This is a genomic window from Escherichia sp. E4930 (assembly GCF_005845405.1).
Classification (GTDB): Bacteria; Pseudomonadota; Gammaproteobacteria; order Enterobacterales; family Enterobacteriaceae; genus Escherichia.
This window is the reverse complement of the sequence record NZ_VCDZ01000003.1, coordinates 132,806-151,200: the sequence shown is the minus strand read 5'-3', so window position 1 is coordinate 151,200 and position 18,395 is coordinate 132,806. Positions and strand designations below refer to the sequence as shown.

General features: G+C 52.1%; 17 protein-coding genes. 2 read left to right on the top strand and 15 right to left on the bottom strand.

The window, feature by feature from the left end; all coding sequences use genetic code 11:
* Positions 1-10: 10 nt before the first annotated feature.
* From holB to yceD, 12 genes are all read right to left on the bottom strand, one after another.
* Positions 11-1,015 carry a DNA polymerase III subunit delta' gene (gene holB, locus FFT88_RS03935; RefSeq protein WP_135404192.1) on the bottom strand — a complete coding sequence of 335 codons (1,005 nt, stop codon included), beginning with the start codon at positions 1,013-1,015 and terminating at the stop codon, positions 11-13.
* A complete protein-coding gene (gene tmk / locus FFT88_RS03930; protein WP_130205551.1) occupies positions 1,012-1,653 on the bottom strand; it encodes a dTMP kinase in 642 nt (213 codons plus the stop codon). Before tmk ends, holB begins: the two co-directional genes overlap by 4 nt.
* Positions 1,643-2,665: a cell division protein YceG gene (gene yceG, locus FFT88_RS03925; protein ID WP_064528577.1), complete on the bottom strand. Its 1,023-nt coding sequence runs from the start codon at positions 2,663-2,665 to the stop codon at positions 1,643-1,645. The genes tmk and yceG overlap by 11 nt, the downstream gene beginning before the upstream one ends.
* 2 nt (positions 2,666-2,667) lie before the next feature.
* A complete protein-coding gene (pabC, locus tag FFT88_RS03920) occupies positions 2,668-3,477 on the bottom strand; it encodes an aminodeoxychorismate lyase (RefSeq protein ID WP_130215902.1) in 810 nt (269 codons plus the stop codon).
* 119 nt (positions 3,478-3,596) lie between these two features.
* A complete protein-coding gene (gene fabF, locus FFT88_RS03915; RefSeq protein ID WP_130205545.1) occupies positions 3,597-4,838 on the bottom strand; it encodes a beta-ketoacyl-ACP synthase II in 1,242 nt (413 codons plus the stop codon).
* 89 nt (positions 4,839-4,927) lie between these two features.
* Entirely contained in the window at positions 4,928-5,164 is a 237-nt protein-coding gene (acpP, locus tag FFT88_RS03910) for an acyl carrier protein (protein WP_000103754.1), read from the bottom strand.
* Positions 5,165-5,374: 210 nt separating this feature from the next.
* Positions 5,375-6,109 (bottom strand): 3-oxoacyl-ACP reductase FabG, encoded by a 735-nt coding sequence (gene fabG, locus FFT88_RS03905; RefSeq protein ID WP_001008542.1) that lies wholly within the window; start codon positions 6,107-6,109, stop codon positions 5,375-5,377.
* 12 nt (positions 6,110-6,121) lie between these two features.
* Positions 6,122-7,051: an ACP S-malonyltransferase gene (gene fabD, locus FFT88_RS03900; RefSeq protein WP_130215900.1), complete on the bottom strand. Its 930-nt coding sequence runs from the start codon at positions 7,049-7,051 to the stop codon at positions 6,122-6,124.
* 15 nt (positions 7,052-7,066) lie between these two features.
* On the bottom strand, positions 7,067-8,020 hold the full coding sequence (fabH, locus tag FFT88_RS03895) for a beta-ketoacyl-ACP synthase III (RefSeq protein WP_130205541.1): 954 nt from the start codon (positions 8,018-8,020) through the stop codon (positions 7,067-7,069).
* Positions 8,021-8,087: 67 nt separating this feature from the next.
* Positions 8,088-9,158, bottom strand: a complete 1,071-nt coding sequence (plsX, locus tag FFT88_RS03890; protein WP_074399521.1) for a phosphate acyltransferase PlsX — start codon at positions 9,156-9,158, stop codon at positions 8,088-8,090.
* Between the two features lie 80 nt (positions 9,159-9,238).
* Positions 9,239-9,412: a 50S ribosomal protein L32 gene (gene rpmF, locus FFT88_RS03885; RefSeq protein WP_000290727.1), complete on the bottom strand. Its 174-nt coding sequence runs from the start codon at positions 9,410-9,412 to the stop codon at positions 9,239-9,241.
* A 51-nt stretch (positions 9,413-9,463) separates the two neighbouring features.
* A complete protein-coding gene (yceD, locus tag FFT88_RS03880) occupies positions 9,464-9,985 on the bottom strand; it encodes a 23S rRNA accumulation protein YceD (RefSeq protein ID WP_001174481.1) in 522 nt (173 codons plus the stop codon).
* 198 nt (positions 9,986-10,183) lie between these two features.
* Between yceD and yceF the strand changes: the two genes are divergently transcribed.
* Complete coding sequence (gene yceF / locus FFT88_RS03875; RefSeq protein WP_135404191.1) at positions 10,184-10,768, top strand: 7-methyl-GTP pyrophosphatase; 585 nt, start codon at positions 10,184-10,186, stop codon at positions 10,766-10,768.
* Between the two features lie 111 nt (positions 10,769-10,879).
* Here the strand turns inward: yceF and rluC are convergent, their stop codons facing one another.
* The gene (gene rluC, locus FFT88_RS03870; protein WP_135404190.1) at positions 10,880-11,839 is read right to left on the bottom strand and encodes a 23S rRNA pseudouridine(955/2504/2580) synthase RluC; all 960 of its coding nucleotides are present in this window, start codon (positions 11,837-11,839) and stop codon (positions 10,880-10,882) included.
* Positions 11,840-12,411: 572 nt separating this feature from the next.
* Between rluC and rne the strand changes: the two genes are divergently transcribed.
* A complete protein-coding gene (rne, locus tag FFT88_RS03865; protein ID WP_135404189.1) occupies positions 12,412-15,597 on the top strand; it encodes a ribonuclease E in 3,186 nt (1,061 codons plus the stop codon).
* A 171-nt stretch (positions 15,598-15,768) separates the two neighbouring features.
* Here rne and flgL read toward each other — a convergent pair whose 3' ends face one another.
* Together flgL and flgK are read right to left on the bottom strand one after the other, a co-directional pair.
* Positions 15,769-16,722 (bottom strand): flagellar hook-associated protein FlgL, encoded by a 954-nt coding sequence (gene flgL / locus FFT88_RS03860; protein WP_130215892.1) that lies wholly within the window; start codon positions 16,720-16,722, stop codon positions 15,769-15,771.
* 11 nt (positions 16,723-16,733) lie between these two features.
* A complete protein-coding gene (flgK, locus tag FFT88_RS03855; protein ID WP_135404188.1) occupies positions 16,734-18,377 on the bottom strand; it encodes a flagellar hook-associated protein FlgK in 1,644 nt (547 codons plus the stop codon).
* Positions 18,378-18,395 lie beyond the last annotated feature (18 nt).

Genomic DNA, 18,395 nt, shown 5'->3' with positions numbered 1-18,395 from the left:
GATGTCTCTCTTAAAGATGAGGAACCGGTAGCACAACGCCCGGTTGCAGGTAATGCTCAATACGCAGTAAAAGATCGGTGATGAGAAGCTCGCGGTTTACGCCAGTGACAGAAATTAACTGCTCACGGGTGTGACAAACATCCCCCAGTATAGCCTGCAGGCGCGCGGGAGAAAGCTGGTTTGCCAGCGCAGCAACAACGCCCGGCACATCAACATTGGTAACCTGCGAAGCGCCATACTTGCGCTTGAGAGCGTCCATCATCAGGGTTGCCAGCCAGTGCAGACGCGCCGGAGCTTGTTCATGATTAAGTGTCGGCAACAGGGAATACCAGTCGCCAGATTGCACACTGTGAGCCAACGCCAGGCAAAGTGTTTCGCGGGCCTGCCAGGTATCTCCCTGAAACAACGCCAACGCCGCGCCAGGCGAACCGGCGCTTAAGCGCAGTGCGGCAAGTAACGCGTCCTGTGACATTGTCACTTCACGTGAAAGCCAGGTCACGGCGTACTGTTCTGGCGGTGGTGCGAGGTAATGTAGCCGACAACGACTACGTAATGTCGCCAGTAAACGTTCAGGCTCCCGGGTAGCAAGGAAAAACCAGGTTTCTGCCGGCGGCTCTTCGAGTGTTTTTAGCAAAGCGTTCGCCGCAGCGTCGGTCAGCAAGGCGGCATCGGTTATCCAGACAACTTTAGCACCGCCTAAACGCGCGTGTTCATTCAGTTTTTCAGTGACTTCACGCACCGCATCAATGCCCAGCGCGTTCTTCCCTTTTTCGGGAGCAAGGGTGTAATAGTCGGGATGCGTTCCCGCCTGCATCAACTGACATCCACGACAGTGGCCGCAGCTTTTATGCCCCTCTGGTTGTTGGCACAGGAGATAACGGCTTAAAGCGTAGATTAAGGCGTCATCGCCCATGCCAGGTAACGCCTGAATGAGTAGCGCATGGTGACCCCTTCCGGCCTGATAGTTGGCTACCAGTTTCTCGAAATCGGGTCTTAACCACGGATACCATCTCATGCGTTATGTTCCTTAACCCAGTGAGTCACGGTGGTGCGAATCGCCTCCATCACTGATTCCAGTGGCTGAGTGGCATCAATGGTGTAAATGCTTTTATCCTGTGCCGCCAGTTCAAGATAGCGGGCGCGAGTACGATTAAAGAAATCGAATGACTCTTGCTCAATGCGATCCAGTTCGCCACGCGCACGGGCGCGTTTTAACCCCACTTCTGGGGTCACATCAAGATAAAGCGTCAAGTCAGGACGAAAATCCCCCAGAACAGCATCACGCAGCGTCGCCAGCATATGCTGGTCAATGCCACGACCGCCGCCCTGATACGCCTGAGTGGAGAGATCGTGCCGATCGCCAATCACCCAGGTGCCTTTCGCCAGCGCCGGTTTGATGACAGTTTCCACCAACTGAACGCGCGCGGCATAAAACATCAGTACTTCGGCTTTATCGGTAATGACTTCATCGCCTACCGATTTGATATCCAGCACCAGGCTTCTTAATTTTTCCGCCAGCTGCGTACCGCCAGGTTCTCGAGTGAAAACCATGTCGCGGATCCCCAGTTGCTCAAGCGTCTCAACCACCACGTTTCGCGCGGTGGTTTTGCCTGCGCCTTCCAGCCCTTCAATGACGATATACTTACTGCGCATTTTTTTCCTTAAGCACTTTCAGATAATCCTGCACAGACTTGTTATGACTGGCAAGATTGGTATTAAACGTGTGACCGCCTTTACCATCGGCCACAAAATAGAGATACGGCGTTTTCGCCGGATGCGCAGCAGCCTTCAGCGAATCCGCCCCCGGCGTAGCAATCGCGCCTGGCGGCAGACCAGTAATGGTGTAGGTGTTATACGCTGTCGGCGTTTCCAGATCTGCACGAGAAAGTTTGCCATTATAACGCTCTCCCATCCCGTAAATCACCGTCGGGTCGGTTTGCAGGCGCATGCCGATACGTAAACGGTTGATAAATACTGAGGCAACCTGATCGCGCTCGCTGGCAACGGCGGTTTCTTTTTCGATTATCGACGCCATCGTTACCAACTGGTTTTTATCTTTATACGGCAGACCATCCGCTCGCCCATCCCAGGCGCTATCGACCGCTTTCACCATTTTCTTGTGCGCTCGTTTGAGTAACGCGACATCAGTGGTATTAGCGGTATACATCCAGGTGTCTGGCCAAAACCAGCCCTCAATCCACTCTGGATTTTCAAGTTCCAGGGCCTGCGCCACGGTAGCGTATTTATCGTCGCTTAACGTGTGCGTGATATAGGGTGCCTCACGCAATTGTTTGAGGTAGTCGCTCAGACGCATCCCTTCTACCAGGCGTAGCGGAAACTGCGCTTCTTTCCCGCTTTTCAGCAGCTGTAACATTTCGCGCACGGTCATCTGCGGCGTAAAGCGATAAGTCCCGGCTTTGAAATGGGAAAGGTCCGGCTCAATACGCAGCAACCACTGAAAGACGCGGGGGCGATTGATGATTTTATCGGCATACAATTGTTCACCGAGAGCCATTCTTCCGGTTCCAGGTTTCAGGGTGAATATCGTCTCTTCTTTAATAAGTAATTTGCTGTCGGCAAGATGGCGAACCTTCCAGACGCCCACACCAGCGGCGATACCCAGTACCATCAGCAATAACAGGATAATCAATAACACTTTTTTCATGACTAATTCGGGTGCTCACAAAGTGGGGCTAAATATTCATATAGCGTTGTTGACGAAAAGAAGACATCATCACAGGCACGCACAGGCATAACTGGCATCAGCGCATTACAAACCATCACTTCATCTGCCTGCATCACGTCTTCCAACGAGGCTTGCACTTCGGCAATCTGATAGGAGGATTGTGCCAGTAAACGGATACAGAATTGTCGCATAATACCGTTAACTCCAGCCTGATCCAGACGCGGCGTGTAGACCACGTTGCCTTTACGCCAGAACAAATTAGCTGCACAGCATTCCGTAACCCACCCTTCACTGTCAAGAACCAGCGCCTCGTCGGCGTTTGTCTGCTCAAGATGAGAGCGAATCAACACTTGCTCAAGACGATTAAGATGTTTAATTCCCGCAAGATGAGGATTGCGTCCCAGGCGTACCGGGCTTAGTGCCAGCAGCATTCCCTCTTTGCGTAAGCGGTCGTAATGCGTTGGGTAAGCCGTAACTGAGAGCATGCGCGTTGCCGGTCCGCTGTTTAACGTACTGTAACCTCGCCCACCACTGCCACGACTGATCACCACTTTCAGCACTCCATTCTGCTGCTCTGCCGCCAGAGTTGCCATCTCGTGCTCAAGCTGCACCCAGAAGTCACAAACGATCATTAACCGCTGACAGGCTTCCTGTAGTCGCGTAATGTGCGCGGATAATAAGCTGACTTTACCGTCGATAATTCTGGCTGTCGTGAAACAGCCATCGCCAAATTGTATGGCCCGATCGCTTGCTGCCAGCGAATCCTGTTTATGACCGTTAATTAAGAACATACCGGCTCCTTATAATAGGATTGTAAGTGTGGCAGCATGTTCACTGCGGAACAAGTCTGAATAAAATCTAAGAAAAAAGGCCCGCAAGCGGACCTTTTATGTGGGTGGGAAATGGCGACTTAGATCTTTTTGAAGATCAAAGAACCATTGGTACCACCGAAGCCGAAGGAGTTACACAGGGTGTATTCCATTCCGCTGACCTGACGCGCTTCATGCGGCACAAAATCCAGATCGCAACCTTCATCCGGGTTATCCAGGTTGATGGTCGGCGGAACAGCCTGATCGCGCAGCGCCAGGATGGAGTAGATAGACTCTACTGCACCTGCTGCACCTAACAGGTGACCGGTCATGGATTTCGTGGAGCTTACCAGCACACGGCTTGCAGCTTCACCGAAGATAGTTTTCACGGCCTGCGCTTCAGCTTTATCGCCAGCTGGCGTAGAAGTACCGTGCGCATTCACGTAGCCAATCTGGCCAGGCTCAATTCCTGCGTCACGCAGAGCATTTGCCATTGCCAGTGCTGCGCCTGCGCCGTTTTCCGGCGGCGACGTCATATGGTAAGCATCGCTGCTCATACCAAAGCCGACGAGTTCAGCGTAAATTTTCGCACCGCGTTTTTTCGCGTGTTCGTACTCTTCAAGTACCAGCATACCGGCGCCATCGCCCAGTACGAAACCATCACGCTCTTTATCCCACGGACGGCTAGCCGCTTGCGGGTTATCATTGCGGGTAGATAATGCACGTGCCGCGCCAAAACCACCAACGCCCAGCGGCGTACTGGCTTTCTCTGCGCCACCTGCAACCATCACGTCAGCATCGCCATACGCGATAATACGCGCAGCTTGACCGATGTTGTGCACGCCAGAAGTACAGGCGGTCGCGATAGAGATGCTTGGGCCACGCAGGCCATACATGATAGTCAGGTGACCTGCCACCATGTTCACAATCGTTGACGGAACGAAGAATGGGCTGATCTTACGCGGACCACCGTTCATCAGAGATGTGTGGTTTTCTTCGATCAGTCCGAGGCCGCCAATCCCGGAGCCAATTGCGGCACCAATGCGGGTTGCGTTCTCTTCCGTTATTTCAAGGCCAGAATCCTGCATGGCCTGAACGCCAGCGACAATTCCATATTGAATGAAGGCATCCATCTTGCGCTGTTCTTTGCGCGAGATAATGTCCTCACAGTTAAAATCCTTTACTAAGCCAGCAAATTTCGTTGCATAGGCGCTAGTATCGAAATGGTCGATTAGGCTGATGCCACTCTGACCGGCAAGCAGAGCTTTCCAGGTAGACTCTACGGTATTGCCGACAGGAGACAACATGCCCAGTCCGGTCACAACTACACGACGCTTAGACACGTTTGTCCTCCAGGGAGGGAAAAAAATGATTCTAGTGGGACAAAAAAGAAAAAACTCAGGCGGTCGAACGACCGCCTGGAGATGTTCACTTACGCCTGGTGGCCGTTGATGTAATCAATGGCAGCCTGAACGGTGGTGATTTTCTCAGCTTCTTCGTCCGGAATCTCAGTATCAAACTCTTCTTCCAGAGCCATTACCAGCTCAACGGTGTCAAGAGAATCCGCGCCCAGGTCTTCAACGAAAGAAGCATTGTTGGTAACTTCTTCCTGCTTAACGCCCAGCTGTTCGCCGATAATTTTCTTAACGCGTTCTTCGATAGTGCTCATACTCTTAAATTTCCTATCAAAACTCGCTTTCGCGATGGTTTTCGTAGTGTATAAAATGTTGAAAAATTTGCAACTAAATCCCGGCAAGTCTTACCACGATTTTGCGTTATTTTGAGGCCATACCCCCCAACAACGCAAATCATTTTGCACTTATTATTACTCATAACCACGCAGACTGCGCGCAACATGAGCATTTTGTGCAAATCGCGGTCAGACCATGTACATCCCGCCGTTCACATGCAAAGTTTCACCCGTGATGTAAGCTGCTTCGTCGGATGCCAGGAATGCAACCGCGTTGGCGATTTCCTGTGCGCCGCCGAGGCGACCCGCAGGAACCTGCGCCAGGATACCCGCACGCTGGTCATCGCTCAGCGCACGTGTCATGTCCGTTTCAATAAAGCCCGGAGCAACAACGTTTACAGTAATACCACGTGACGCAACTTCGCGCGCCAGTGATTTACTGAAGCCGATCAAGCCCGCTTTCGCCGCAGCGTAGTTGGCCTGACCGCCATTTCCCATGGTACCAACCACAGAACCGATAGTGATAATACGACCATGACGCTTTTTCATCATAGCGCGCATTACCGCTTTTGACAGACGGAAAACAGATGAAAGGTTGGTTTCGATAATATCGTTCCACTCATCATCTTTCATTCGCATTAACAGGTTATCACGAGTGATACCGGCATTATTGACCAGGATATCGACTTCACCAAATTCTGCGCGAATTTTTTCCAGAACAGATTCGATAGATGCCGGGTCGGTCACATTCAACATCAGACCTTTACCGTTGGCGCCTAAATAATCACTGATCGCCTGAGCACCGCTTTCACTGGTCGCAGTACCGATAACTTTCGCGCCACGAGCTGCGAGCGTTTCAGCGATTGCACGGCCAATCCCGCGGCTAGCACCGGTTACCAGTGCGATTTTTCCTTCAAAATTCATGTTGTTCCTCTTTTAAAGCTCGAGCGCCGCTGCCATCGCTGAAGGTTCGTTCAGCGCCGAGGCGGTCAGGGTGTCGACAATACGTTTCGTCAGGCCAGTAAGCACTTTGCCCGGCCCCACTTCATAAAGATGCTCAACGCCTTGCGCTGCCATGTATTCAACGGATTTCGTCCATTGAACCGGGTTATACAACTGACGTACCAATGCATCACGAATGGCATCGCCATTGGTTTCGCATTTGACATCAACGTTATTCACAACCGGAACGGTCGGCGCGTTAAAGGTGATTTTCGCTAATTCAACCGCCAGTTTGTCGGCAGCAGGTTTCATCAGCGCACAGTGAGAAGGTACGCTCACCGGCAACGGCAGCGCACGTTTTGCGCCCGCAGCTTTACAGGCAGCGCCAGCACGTTCAACCGCTTCTTTGTGACCAGCAATGACCACCTGGCCCGGAGAGTTGAAGTTTACCGGAGAAACGACCTGACCTTCTGCTGCATCTTCACAAGCTTTCGCAATAGACGCATCATCCAGACCGATGATTGCCGCCATTGCGCCAGTTCCTTCCGGTACGGCTTCTTGCATGAACTTGCCGCGCATCTCAACCAGACGTACCGCATCAGCAAAATCAATCACACCAGCGCAAACCAGCGCGGAGTATTCACCCAGGCTGTGACCGGCCATCATCGCCGGTGCTTTACCGCCCTGCTGCTGCCATACACGGTACAGTGCAACAGAGGCAGTTAACAGTGCTGGCTGAGTTTGCCAGGTTTTATTCAGTTCTTCGGCTGGCCCCTGCTGGGTCAGCGCCCACAGGTCATAGCCCAGCGCCGCAGAAGCTTCAGCAAAGGTTTCTTCGACAATTGGATAGCTCGCCGCCATATCAGCCAGCATGCCAACGGTTTGAGAACCCTGACCAGGGAACACAAATGCAAATTGCGTCATGTTTAAATCCTTATCCTAGAAACGAACCAGCGCGGAGCCCCAGGTGAATCCACCGCCAAAGGCTTCAAGCAGAACCAACTGCCCTGGCTTAATACGCCCGTCGCGTACGGCTTCATCCAGCGCGCACGGTACAGAAGCGGCAGAGGTATTACCATGGCGGTCCAGCGTCACGACGACATTGTCCATTGACATGCCGAGTTTTTTCGCCGTTGCGCTGATAATACGCAGGTTCGCCTGATGTGGAACCAGCCAGTCCAGTTGGGAACGGTCAAGATTATTTGCTTCCAGCGTCTCATCAACGATGTGCGCCAGCTCCGTTACCGCAACTTTGAAGACTTCGTTGCCCGCCATGGTCAGATGAATTGAATTCTCTGGATTCACGCGGTCGGCGTTTGGCAGCGTCAGCAATTCACCATAACTACCGTCGGCATGCAGATGGGTAGAGATGATTCCCGGCTCTTCAGAGGCAGCCAACACCGCAGCGCCCGCGCCATCGCCAAAAATGATAATGGTCCCACGATCGGTGGGATCGCAGGTGCGCGCCAGTACATCGGAACCGACGACCAGAGCATACTTCACCGCGCCAGATTTCACGTATTGATCGGCCACGCTCAATGCATAGGTGAAACCTGCGCAGGCTGCGGCAACGTCAAACGCCGGGCAGCCTTTGATGCCCAGCATGCTTTGGATCTGACATGCTGCGCTCGGGAAGGCGTGGGTGGCAGAAGTCGTTGCCACAACAATCAGGCCAATCTGGTCTTTATCGATGCCTGCCATTTCAATTGCACGCGTTGCCGCTTCAAAACCCATGGTTGAAACGGTTTCGTTTGGCGCAGCAATATGGCGTTCGCGAATACCGGTACGAGTAACAATCCACTCGTCAGAAGTATCCACCATTTTTTCCAGATCGGCGTTTGTCCGCACTTGTTCGGGCAGATAGCTGCCAGTACCAATAATCTTCGTATACATGTACGCTCAGTCACTTTTCGGTTATATACCGTCACTTGCAAACTGCGAGTTCGCTGGCAGCGTCCTGCTACCGCAGAGTTCCGCTTTTGCCATCGTCCAGCAGCTCAAAACCAGCTGGGTATACAGATTTCAGGCGAGCGGCAATTCGCTGAGGAACTTGTCGCTGCACCGCCTGCACTGCCTGTTCAATCGCGACCGCAAAAGCTCGCTGATTGGCCGCACCATGACTTTTTATCACCGTGCCGCGCAATCCTAACAGACAGGCGCCGTTATACTGGTCGGGGTTGAGGTGACTGAATCGCCTCGTCAGGCTCTTTTGTAGCCAACGCTTTAATAACAGTAGCCACCACGACCGTTTTTTTCCCTCACCCTGAGATTTCAGCAGAGAAAGGAACATCCTGACAACACCTTCCATCGTCTTTAATGTGACATTTCCTGTAAAGCCGTCACAGACCAGCACATCTGTCTTGCCAGTTAATAACTCATTGGCTTCAAGATAGCCGATGTAATTAATAGAAGGGATTGTTTTCAGCACAGCTGAGGCATCCTGAATGCTGTCAAGACCCTTCACTTCTTCTTCACCAATATTGAGCAACGCCACGCGAGGGTTGGGAATTTCCACCACCTCTTCAGCCAAAACAGAGCCCATAATGGCGAATTGCACCAACATTGTGCTATCACAATCGACGTTGGCCCCTAAATCAAGGACCACCGTTTTGCCCTTTTGCTGATGCGGCAGCACCGTCACCAACGCAGGACGCTCAATCCCCTCAAGGGGCTTGAGTAATAATTTTGCCAGTCCCATCAACGCTCCGGTATTACCGGCGCTGACGCAGGCTTGTGCTCTACCTTCTTTAACCAGCTCCAGCGCCACGCGCATTGAGCTACCGCGACTGGCGCGAATAGCTTGCGAAGGCCGGGCATCACTGGCGATAACTGACTGCGCAGGGATAATCTGCAGACGCGAACGTTGTTCAAAGTCAGCTTTAGCAAGTAATGGCGTGATGGCGTCGGGATTACCGACTAAAAGAAGAGTGAGTTGCGAATTAGAATTCAGTGCCTGCAAAGCTGCAGGCACTGTCACGGAAGGACCGAAATCCCCTCCCATGACATCTAACGCCAGGGTTAGACGTGTCAAGGTATCGTCGCCGCCCGGTTTGGTCTTTCCCCAGTTGCCTGGGGAAAATCCTCACTAAGCTTCATCACGCAGACGCGTGATTACTTAGCGATGACCTTGCGGCCGCGGTAGTAACCGTCGGCAGTGATGTGGTGACGCAGGTGTTTTTCACCAGAAGTTTTGTCTACAGACAGGCTGGTGACTGCGGTCAGCGCGTCATGGGAACGACGCATGCCACGTTTGGAACGGGTTGGTTTATTCTGTTGTACGGCCATGGACCTTACTCCTCAATTACGGTTTATCCCCGATCCAACGGGGAGCACCAATTACTTACGCTTTAAGCTGGCTAATACGGCAAATGGGTTTGGCTTTTGCGCTTCTTCAGGCAGTTCACCAAAGACCATGTCCGCTTCGGACACTTCACAGTGTTCAGAATCATGCACCGGAACTACCGGCAAGGCGAGGATGATTTCATCTTCAACCATTGCAAGCAGATCGATTTCACCGAATTCGTTAACCTCAATCGGTTCATACGCTTCCGGCAGTGCTTCAGCCTGTTCGTCTGAACGCACAGGACTAAAACAATACGTTGTGTAGACCTGATGAGTAAACGGCTTCCCGCAACGCTGACACTCGAGCGTTACCGTCACCTTCGCATCGCCGTTTAACACTGCGAGACGTTGGTTATCGATAGCGAACGACATGGAGCATTCCACATCACTGTCCACACTGACCACAGATTCGGCGACGCGCTCAACCTGATCAGGAGTATAAATACCCTGGTAATCAAGGCGTTTTTGAGCCGTACGAACCGGATCGAGAGTCAGGGGTAATTTTACCTTTTGCATAGGGCGCGCATATTAACTTTGTAACGTCATAGAGTCAAAGAAAAAGGCAGCCTGTGGTTGCCTTTTGCCAATAATTCGCACACATTGCGGGTTACTGCTTTATTTTCGTTCAGTGCTGACAACGAACATCAACCTGCAAAACGAAGCGCATAGTTTAAAATGGCTATCATCAATACGCTATATCTGATGGAAAAAAATATGCCTAAACTTATTTTAGCCTCCACATCGCCCTGGCGCCGCGTCCTACTGGAAAAACTGCAAATCTCTTTCGAATGTGCCGCGCCGGAGGTCGACGAAACCCCGCACAGCGATGAATCACCGCGCCAGTTGGTGCTTCGACTGGCGCAGGAAAAAGCGCAATCCCTGGCGTCACGTTATCCGGATCATTTAATTATTGGCTCTGATCAGGTGTGTGTACTGGACGGTGAAATCACTGGCAAACCGTTAACGGAAGAAAATGCCCGTCTGCAATTACGTAAAGCCAGTGGCAATATTGTCACCTTCTATACCGGGCTGGCGCTGTTTAATTCGGCGAATGGGCATCTGCAAACAGAAGTTGAACCTTTTGACGTCCATTTCCGTCACCTGAGCGAGGCGGAGATTGATAATTACGTGCGTAAAGAACATCCCCTGCACTGCGCAGGCAGCTTTAAGAGTGAAGGGTTTGGTATTACGCTGTTTGAGCGCTTAGAGGGGCGTGACCCTAACACGCTGGTTGGTTTGCCGCTTATTGCGCTCTGTCAGATGTTGCGCCGGGAAGGGCAAAACCCGCTGATGGGATAATTTTATGGGCCGGACGCGTTTACGCCGCATCCGGCAATTGGTGCTGACTGCCTGATGCGGCGTAAACGCCTTATCAGGCCTACCGCCTACTACCAGGTTTATATGCTCGCATTAACGCGTGTTACGCAGTTTCTGCAAACAACGCTTCAAACCATCATCCATTGGCGCTTCGATACGCATCACCTCACCGGTCCCCGGATGCGTAAACTTCAACGCCGCCGCATGCAGGAACAAACGATTTAACCCCGTTCCCGATTCAGTTAGTTGTTTATCGAATTCACGGTCGCCGTAACGATCGTCAAACGCTATCGGATGACCGGCATACTGAGTATGCACACGGATCTGATGAGTACGTCCGGTAACCGGGCTACAACGCACCAGGGTGGCAAACGCATAGCGTTCCTCCACTTTAAAACGCGTTTCGGATGGTTTACCTTCCTGACTCACACGCACAATACGCTCACCGCTTTGCAAAATATTCTTCAATAACGGCGCTTGTACACTCTTCACGTGTGACTGCCACTGGCCGCGCACCAGCGCCAGGTAATCTTTCTGCATGCCTTTTTCACGTAACTGCTCATGCAGCAAACGTAACGCCGAGCGTTTTTTCGCCACCAGCAGCACGCCTGAAGTGTCCCTGTCGAGTCGATGCACCAGTTCGAGGAACCGCGCTTCAGGGCGCAACGCCCGCAAACCTTCAATAACGCCGAAACTTAAACCACTGCCGCCATGTACCGCCGTGCCGGACGGTTTATTCAGCACCAGAATATGATCATCTTCATATAAGATGACATCCGCCAGCGCCGCCACTTTTTGCAAATGTGGCGACACCGCATCTTCTTCCCGTTCGGCAACGCGAACTGGCGGGATACGCACTTCATCGCCAGCTTCGAGTTTATATTCAGGTTTAATACGTTTTTTGTTCACCCGTACTTCACCTTTACGCAAAATACGGTAGATCATACTTTTTGGTACGCCTTTCAGTTGGGTACGCAAAAAATTATCGATACGTTGCCCTGCTTCGTCAGCAGTGATAGCAACGATTTTTACGGATGGAGTCTCTGTTTTCATGGTGGGCGATTCTAAATAGCCAGCAGGATTCGCGCCACTCATTTTTCTATGCTTATATTTAGTTTTGCACCTTATTACTTCGCAGGGTGATCACCTAATTGGTGGTTATTAAACCAATCGCCAGCAAGAAGTGAAAAAACTGTGAGTAAGTGGGTGATAAATGGTAAAAGTCATCTTGCTATAACAAGGCTTGCAATGGAATAATGAGAACGTTTCCGTGTCCAACCTTGTTAAAACAAGAAATTTTACGGAATAACCCATTTTGCCCGACCGATCATCAACGCAGCAATGGCGTAAGACGTATTGATCTTTCAGGCAGTTAGCGGGCTGCGGGTTGCAGTCCTTACCGGTAGATGGAAATATTTCTGGAGAGTAATACCCAGTCTGTTTCTCTGATAATTGCGCTGTTTTTCCGCATGAAAAACGGGCAACCGACACTCTGCGCCTCTTTGAGCTGACGATAACCGTGAGGTTGGCGACGCGACTAGACACGAGGCCATCGGTTCACACCCGGCAAGGCGTTACTTTGCCCGCAGCTTAGTCGTCAATGTAAGAATAATGAGTAAGTTACGATGAAAAGAATGTTAATTAACGCAACTCAGCAGGAAGAGTTGCGCGTTGCCCTTGTAGATGGGCAGCGTCTGTATGACCTGGATATCGAAAGCCCGGGGCATGAGCAGAAAAAGGCTAACATCTACAAAGGTAAAATCACCCGCATTGAACCGAGTCTGGAAGCTGCTTTTGTTGATTACGGCGCTGAACGTCACGGTTTCCTCCCTCTTAAAGAAATTGCCCGCGAATATTTCCCAGCTAACTACAGTGCTCATGGTCGCCCCAACATTAAAGATGTGTTGCGTGAAGGCCAGGAAGTTATTGTTCAGATTGATAAAGAAGAGCGCGGCAACAAAGGGGCTGCGCTGACCACCTTTATCAGCCTGGCGGGTAGCTATCTGGTTCTGATGCCGAACAACCCGCGCGCGGGTGGCATTTCTCGCCGTATTGAAGGCGACGACCGTACCGAATTAAAAGAAGCACTGGCAAGCCTGGAACTGCCGGAAGGCATGGGGCTTATCGTGCGCACCGCTGGCGTCGGCAAATCTGCCGAGGCGCTGCAATGGGATTTAAGCTTCCGTCTGAAACACTGGGAAGCGATCAAAAAAGCCGCTGAAAGCCGCCCTGCTCCGTTCCTGATTCACCAGGAGAGCAACGTAATCGTTCGCGCATTCCGCGATTACTTACGCCAGGACATCGGCGAAATTCTTATCGATAATCCGAAAGTGCTCGAACTGGCGCGTCAGCATATCGCTGCATTAGGTCGCCCGGATTTCAGTAGCAAAATCAAACTGTACACCGGTGAAATTCCGCTGTTCAGCCACTACCAGATTGAATCCCAGATTGAGTCCGCCTTCCAGCGTGAAGTCCGTCTGCCGTCTGGTGGCTCTATTGTTATCGACAGCACCGAAGCGTTAACCGCCATCGACATCAACTCCGCACGTGCAACTCGCGGCGGCGATATCGAAGAAACTGCGTTTAACACCAACCTGGAAGCTGCTGATGAAATTGCTCGTCAGCTGCGTTTACGTGACCTCGGTGGTCTGATTGTTATCGACTTCATCGACATGACGCCAGTACGCCACCAGCGTGCGGTAGAAAACCGTCTGCGTGAAGCGGTGCGTCAGGACCGTGCGCGTATTCAAATCAGCCATATTTCTCGCTTTGGCCTGCTGGAAATGTCCCGTCAGCGCCTGAGTCCGTCGCTGGGTGAATCCAGTCATCACGTTTGTCCGCGTTGTTCCGGTACTGGCACCGTGCGTGACAATGAATCCCTGTCGCTCTCTATTCTGCGTCTGATTGAAGAAGAAGCGCTGAAAGAGAACACTCAGGAAGTCCACGCCATTGTTCCTGTGCCAATCGCCTCTTACCTGCTGAACGAAAAACGTTCTGCGGTAAATGCCATTGAAACTCGTCAGGACGGCGTACGCTGTGTGATTGTACCAAACGATCAGATGGAAACTCCGCACTACCACGTGCTGCGCGTGCGTAAAGGGGAAGAAACGCCGACCTTAAGCTACATGCTGCCGAAACTGCATGAAGAAGCGATGGCGTTGCCGTCTGAAGAAGAGTTCGCTGAACGTAAGCGTCCTGAACAACCTGCACTGGCAACCTTTGCTATGCCGGATGTGCCACCAGCGCCAGCTCCGGCTGAACCTGTAGCGCCTGCAGCAGCCCCGGCACCTAAAGCGGCACCAGCAACGCCAGCAGCTCCGGCACAACCGGGTCTGTTGAGCCGCCTTTTCAGTGTACTGAAATCGCTGTTCAGTGGCGGTGAAGAAACCAAATCGGTCGAGCAACCTGCACCAAAAGAGGAAGCGAAACCGGAACGCCAACAGGATCGCCGTAAGCCTCGTCAGAACAACCGCCGTGACCGCAATGAACGCCGCGACACGCGTAGCGAACGTACAGAGGGTAGCGATAATCGCGAAGAAAACCGTCGTAATCGTCGCCAGGCGCAGCAGCAAACGGCTGAGACGCGTGAGAGCCGTCAGCAGGCTGATGTAACGGAAAAAGCGCGTACCACAGACGAACAGCAAGCGCCGCGTCGTGAACGTAGCCGCCGCCGTAACGATGATAAACGTCAGGCGCAACAAGAAGTGAAGGCGCTGAATGTTGAAGAGCAATCTGTTCAGGAAACCGAACAGGAAGAACGTGTACGTCCGGTTCAGCCGCGTCGTAAACAACGTCAGCTGAATCAGAAAGTGCGCTATGAACAAAGCGTTGCAGAAGAAGTGGTAGCCGCACCGGTGGTTGAAGAAACTGTCGCTGCCGAGCCTGTTACTCAGGAAGCACAAGCCCCGAGCACTGAACTGGTGAAAGTACCGCTGCCAGTCGTAGCGCAAACTGCGCCGGAACAGCAAGAAGAGAACAACGCCGATAACCGTGACAACGGTGGCATGCCGCGTCGTTCTCGCCGTTCGCCTCGTCACCTGCGCGTGAGTGGTCAGCGTCGTCGTCGCTATCGTGACGAGCGTTATCCGTCCCAGTCACCGATGCCGTTAACCGTAGCGTGCGCATCTCCGGAACTGGCCTCTGGCAAAGTCTGGATCCGTTATCCGGTTGTACGTCCGCAAGATGTACAGGTTGAGGAGCAACGCGAACAGGAAGATGTGCAGGTGCAGCCGATGGTGACAGAAGTCCCTGTTGCTGCCGCTGTCGAGCCTGTTGTTGCCGCGCCGATTGTTGAAGAGGTGGCTGAAGTTGTAGAAACACCTGTTCAGGTTGCAGAACCGCAACCTGAAGTTGTTGAAACAACGCATCCCGAAGTGATTGCCGCAGCGGTAACTGAACAGCCTCAGGTGATAGCCGAGGCCGATGTTGCCGTAGCGCAGGTCGTTGCAGAGCACGCAGAACCGGTAGTTGAACCGCAGGAAGAGACGGCAGACATTGAAGAAGTTGCCGAAACTGCCGAGGTTGTGGTTGCCGAACCTGAAGTTGTCGCTCAACCTGCCGCCCCGGTCGTCGCTGAAGTCGCAGCAGAGGTTGAAACGGTAGCTCCTGTTGTATCCGAGGTAATCGTTGAACATAACCACGCTACCGCGCCGATGACGCGCGCTCCGGCACCGGAATATGTTCCGGAAGCACCGCGTCACAGTGACTGGCAGCGCCCAAGCTTTGCCTTTGAAGGTAAAGGTGCCGCAGGTGGTCATGCGGCAACACATCATGCATCTGCTGGCCCTGCGCGTCCGCAACCTGTTGAGTAAAACTTAACTCAAAGTGATCAAGCCCTGGCAACCGCCGGGGCTTTTTATTTCAGTGAATGACATCAACGCAGATCAGTATCGGTGAACTCATAGCAAAAAAATGCCCGCCCCGGCGATCCCAGAGCAGGCAGACAAAACATACCCAGTTTCATGATATGTTTTAAAGCGAGCTTATTTGTTGAGTTGGAAGAGCGACAATCCCTGCATATCGGTAAATGCTTTATACGATGCCTGCAACGCCGTTTGCTGCATGATGTAAGATGAAATAGTCGCATTCCAGTCCACATCAACCAGATCGCTCATCTGCTGCGTTTGCCCTAAAGCGCGATCGCTACCTAATGAATCCAGAGACTCAAGTTCATTCAGTTGCGTGCCGAGTTCCGCGCGTACGGTCAGGACATTATTCAGTGAGTTTTTCAGGCCACGGTTGGTTTTATCCAATGCCGCAGCGGCGGTTTCTTTATCCGCTTCGCTATCTGCGACTGGCGTTTTTAGCGCCGCGATGGCGCTATCCAGCATAGCAAACAGGTTAGTTTCAGAATCGCTACCGTCAGGTTCCGCTACCGCGTTGCTGGTGATACTGTTGAAAATTTTGTCACCGGTATGCCCTATCACCATTGAGCGAGAGGCATCGACCTGCTGCTTAATACTTTCTGTTCCGCCGACATAATCACCGTCAGCCTCACTAAACGGCGCGGATTCTGTTTTATAACCGGCAAAAATGTAGCGCCCGTTCCCATCCGTGGTATTCGCCAGGTTTAACAACTGGTCGCGGATCCCCTGAATATCCGTTGCCAACGATGCCCGGTCATCATCACTTAACGTGCCGTTGCTGGCATAAACAATTTTTTCCTGGGCATTCTGGATTGCCGTCGTCACCTGGCCAAGTACGCTTTCTTCCAGCGACACCTTTTGAGTCGCGAAAGTCCGCGCCAGTGTGTACTGGCTGTTTTGCGCCTGCGCCTGGGAGAGAACCACGGCTTGTGATGCTGCAATGGGATCGTCAGAAGGGTTAACGACTCGCTTACCCGTCGACATCTGTTCGCCGTACTTCATCCATTCCGCCTGAGAATTGGTGATACCGCGCATATTTTGCTGGTACATCATCTGGGTACTGAAACGCATCTTATCTCCCCTTAGCGAATGTTAATAAGCGCATCAAAAATGGCATTCGCCGTCTGCAGAACCTGTGCATTGGCCAGGTAATACTGCTGAAAACGTTGCAGATTGCCGTACTCTTCGTCGAGATTGACGCCAGAGATAGACTGCTGCTGATTAGAAAGTTGCGTCACCACATTACCTTGCGTGGTACTGCTGGTTTTCAACGTGGCGGTTTTATTCCCGATATCGCTAACCAACGAGGCATAAGCATCGTTAAAGGATTTCCCCCCGCCGACCGTTTTGCCATTAGTTTGCAAATCCAGCAGCGCCTGACCATTGCGGTTGTCGCTTTCACCGGCAGTTTCATCGCTTGCCATGGCGATTTTCGCTTCGTCAGTGATTAGTACATCCATATTGACGATGGCATCGCTTACCGGTTTCAACGTGAAGCTGTCGTTTGGTTTTGGCGTTCCGGTGAAGGTCAGTTCCAGACCATCAAATGAGACTTTACCGTCGGCATCCGGCACCACCGTAAAAGTGGTATTGCTGGCCAGACGGGTGACCTGCCACTGATTATCTTGGAACGTGATTTTGTAATCTGTCGCCAGCACAGCGGAACTATCGGTTACCGTAGCACCGATCGCGGAGCTTCCTTTGTTTTTGCTATTTTCCAGAACAGCGGGCTTACCAATAGCAAAGAAATCCTTCCCTTCTTTACCATTGGCATCATACCCCTTGTTATGTTGGGCATTGAAAGCCTCAGCAAATGCCAGCGCCAGTTGCCCGAGCGTATTACGCGTCTGGTCCAGGTCCTGAGAACGAAATGTCAGAATACCGCCCAGTGACCCCGTATTCAGCAATTTCTCTGGGATCTCAATATTTTCCGCCGTCCCATCAACATAAGCGACTGTCGTACGAGAAGGATCGGCACTGGACGGGACTGCTGCAAGCTGACGTGCCGAACTGCCCTGAACCAGCGAATACCCATTGGCCATAGTGATATTGTAAGTACCGCCATCCTGAATCCTGACCTCAACACCAACGATCTGGTTTAATTCACTCACCAGTTGATCGCGTTGATCAAGGAGATCGTTGGGTGAAGCCCCTGCTCCCACGCCTGTTAAACGGGAGATCTGATCGTTCAGGCTGGCGATTTGTTTGGCATAATTATTGATCTGGTCGACGCTGGCACCTATCGCGACATTGACCTGTTTGTCCTGGTCGCGCAGATACTGGTCGGTGGTTTTAAACTGATTTACCAGACCTTCCGCCTTGCCAATCAGCGCCTGCCGCGCAGCCGGATCTTCTGCGTTACTGACCAGCGTTTGCAAACTGGTAAAGAAGTCCTGCATTTGCGTTGCCAGCGACGTGGTGCTGCCAGAGAGCATATTGTCGATTTTCGACATCTGCTCATAACGGGAAGTCAGGCCGCTACTCTGGGTCTGGGCCGCACGTAACTGATTGGTAATAAACGCATCGTATTCACGTTGGACGCCAGAAACATAGACGCCATTGCCTCCCCAACCGCCCGCACCTAACGTACTGTTAGCCTGCGCCATAATGGTGGTTTGTCGGGTATATCCGGCAACGTTATAGCTGGAAATATTATTACTCGCCGTATTTAACGCCGCCTGGGCAGCGTTAAGTCCGCTCATGGCGTTATTAATCAAGCTGGACATGGAGGTTCCTTGTAAGCC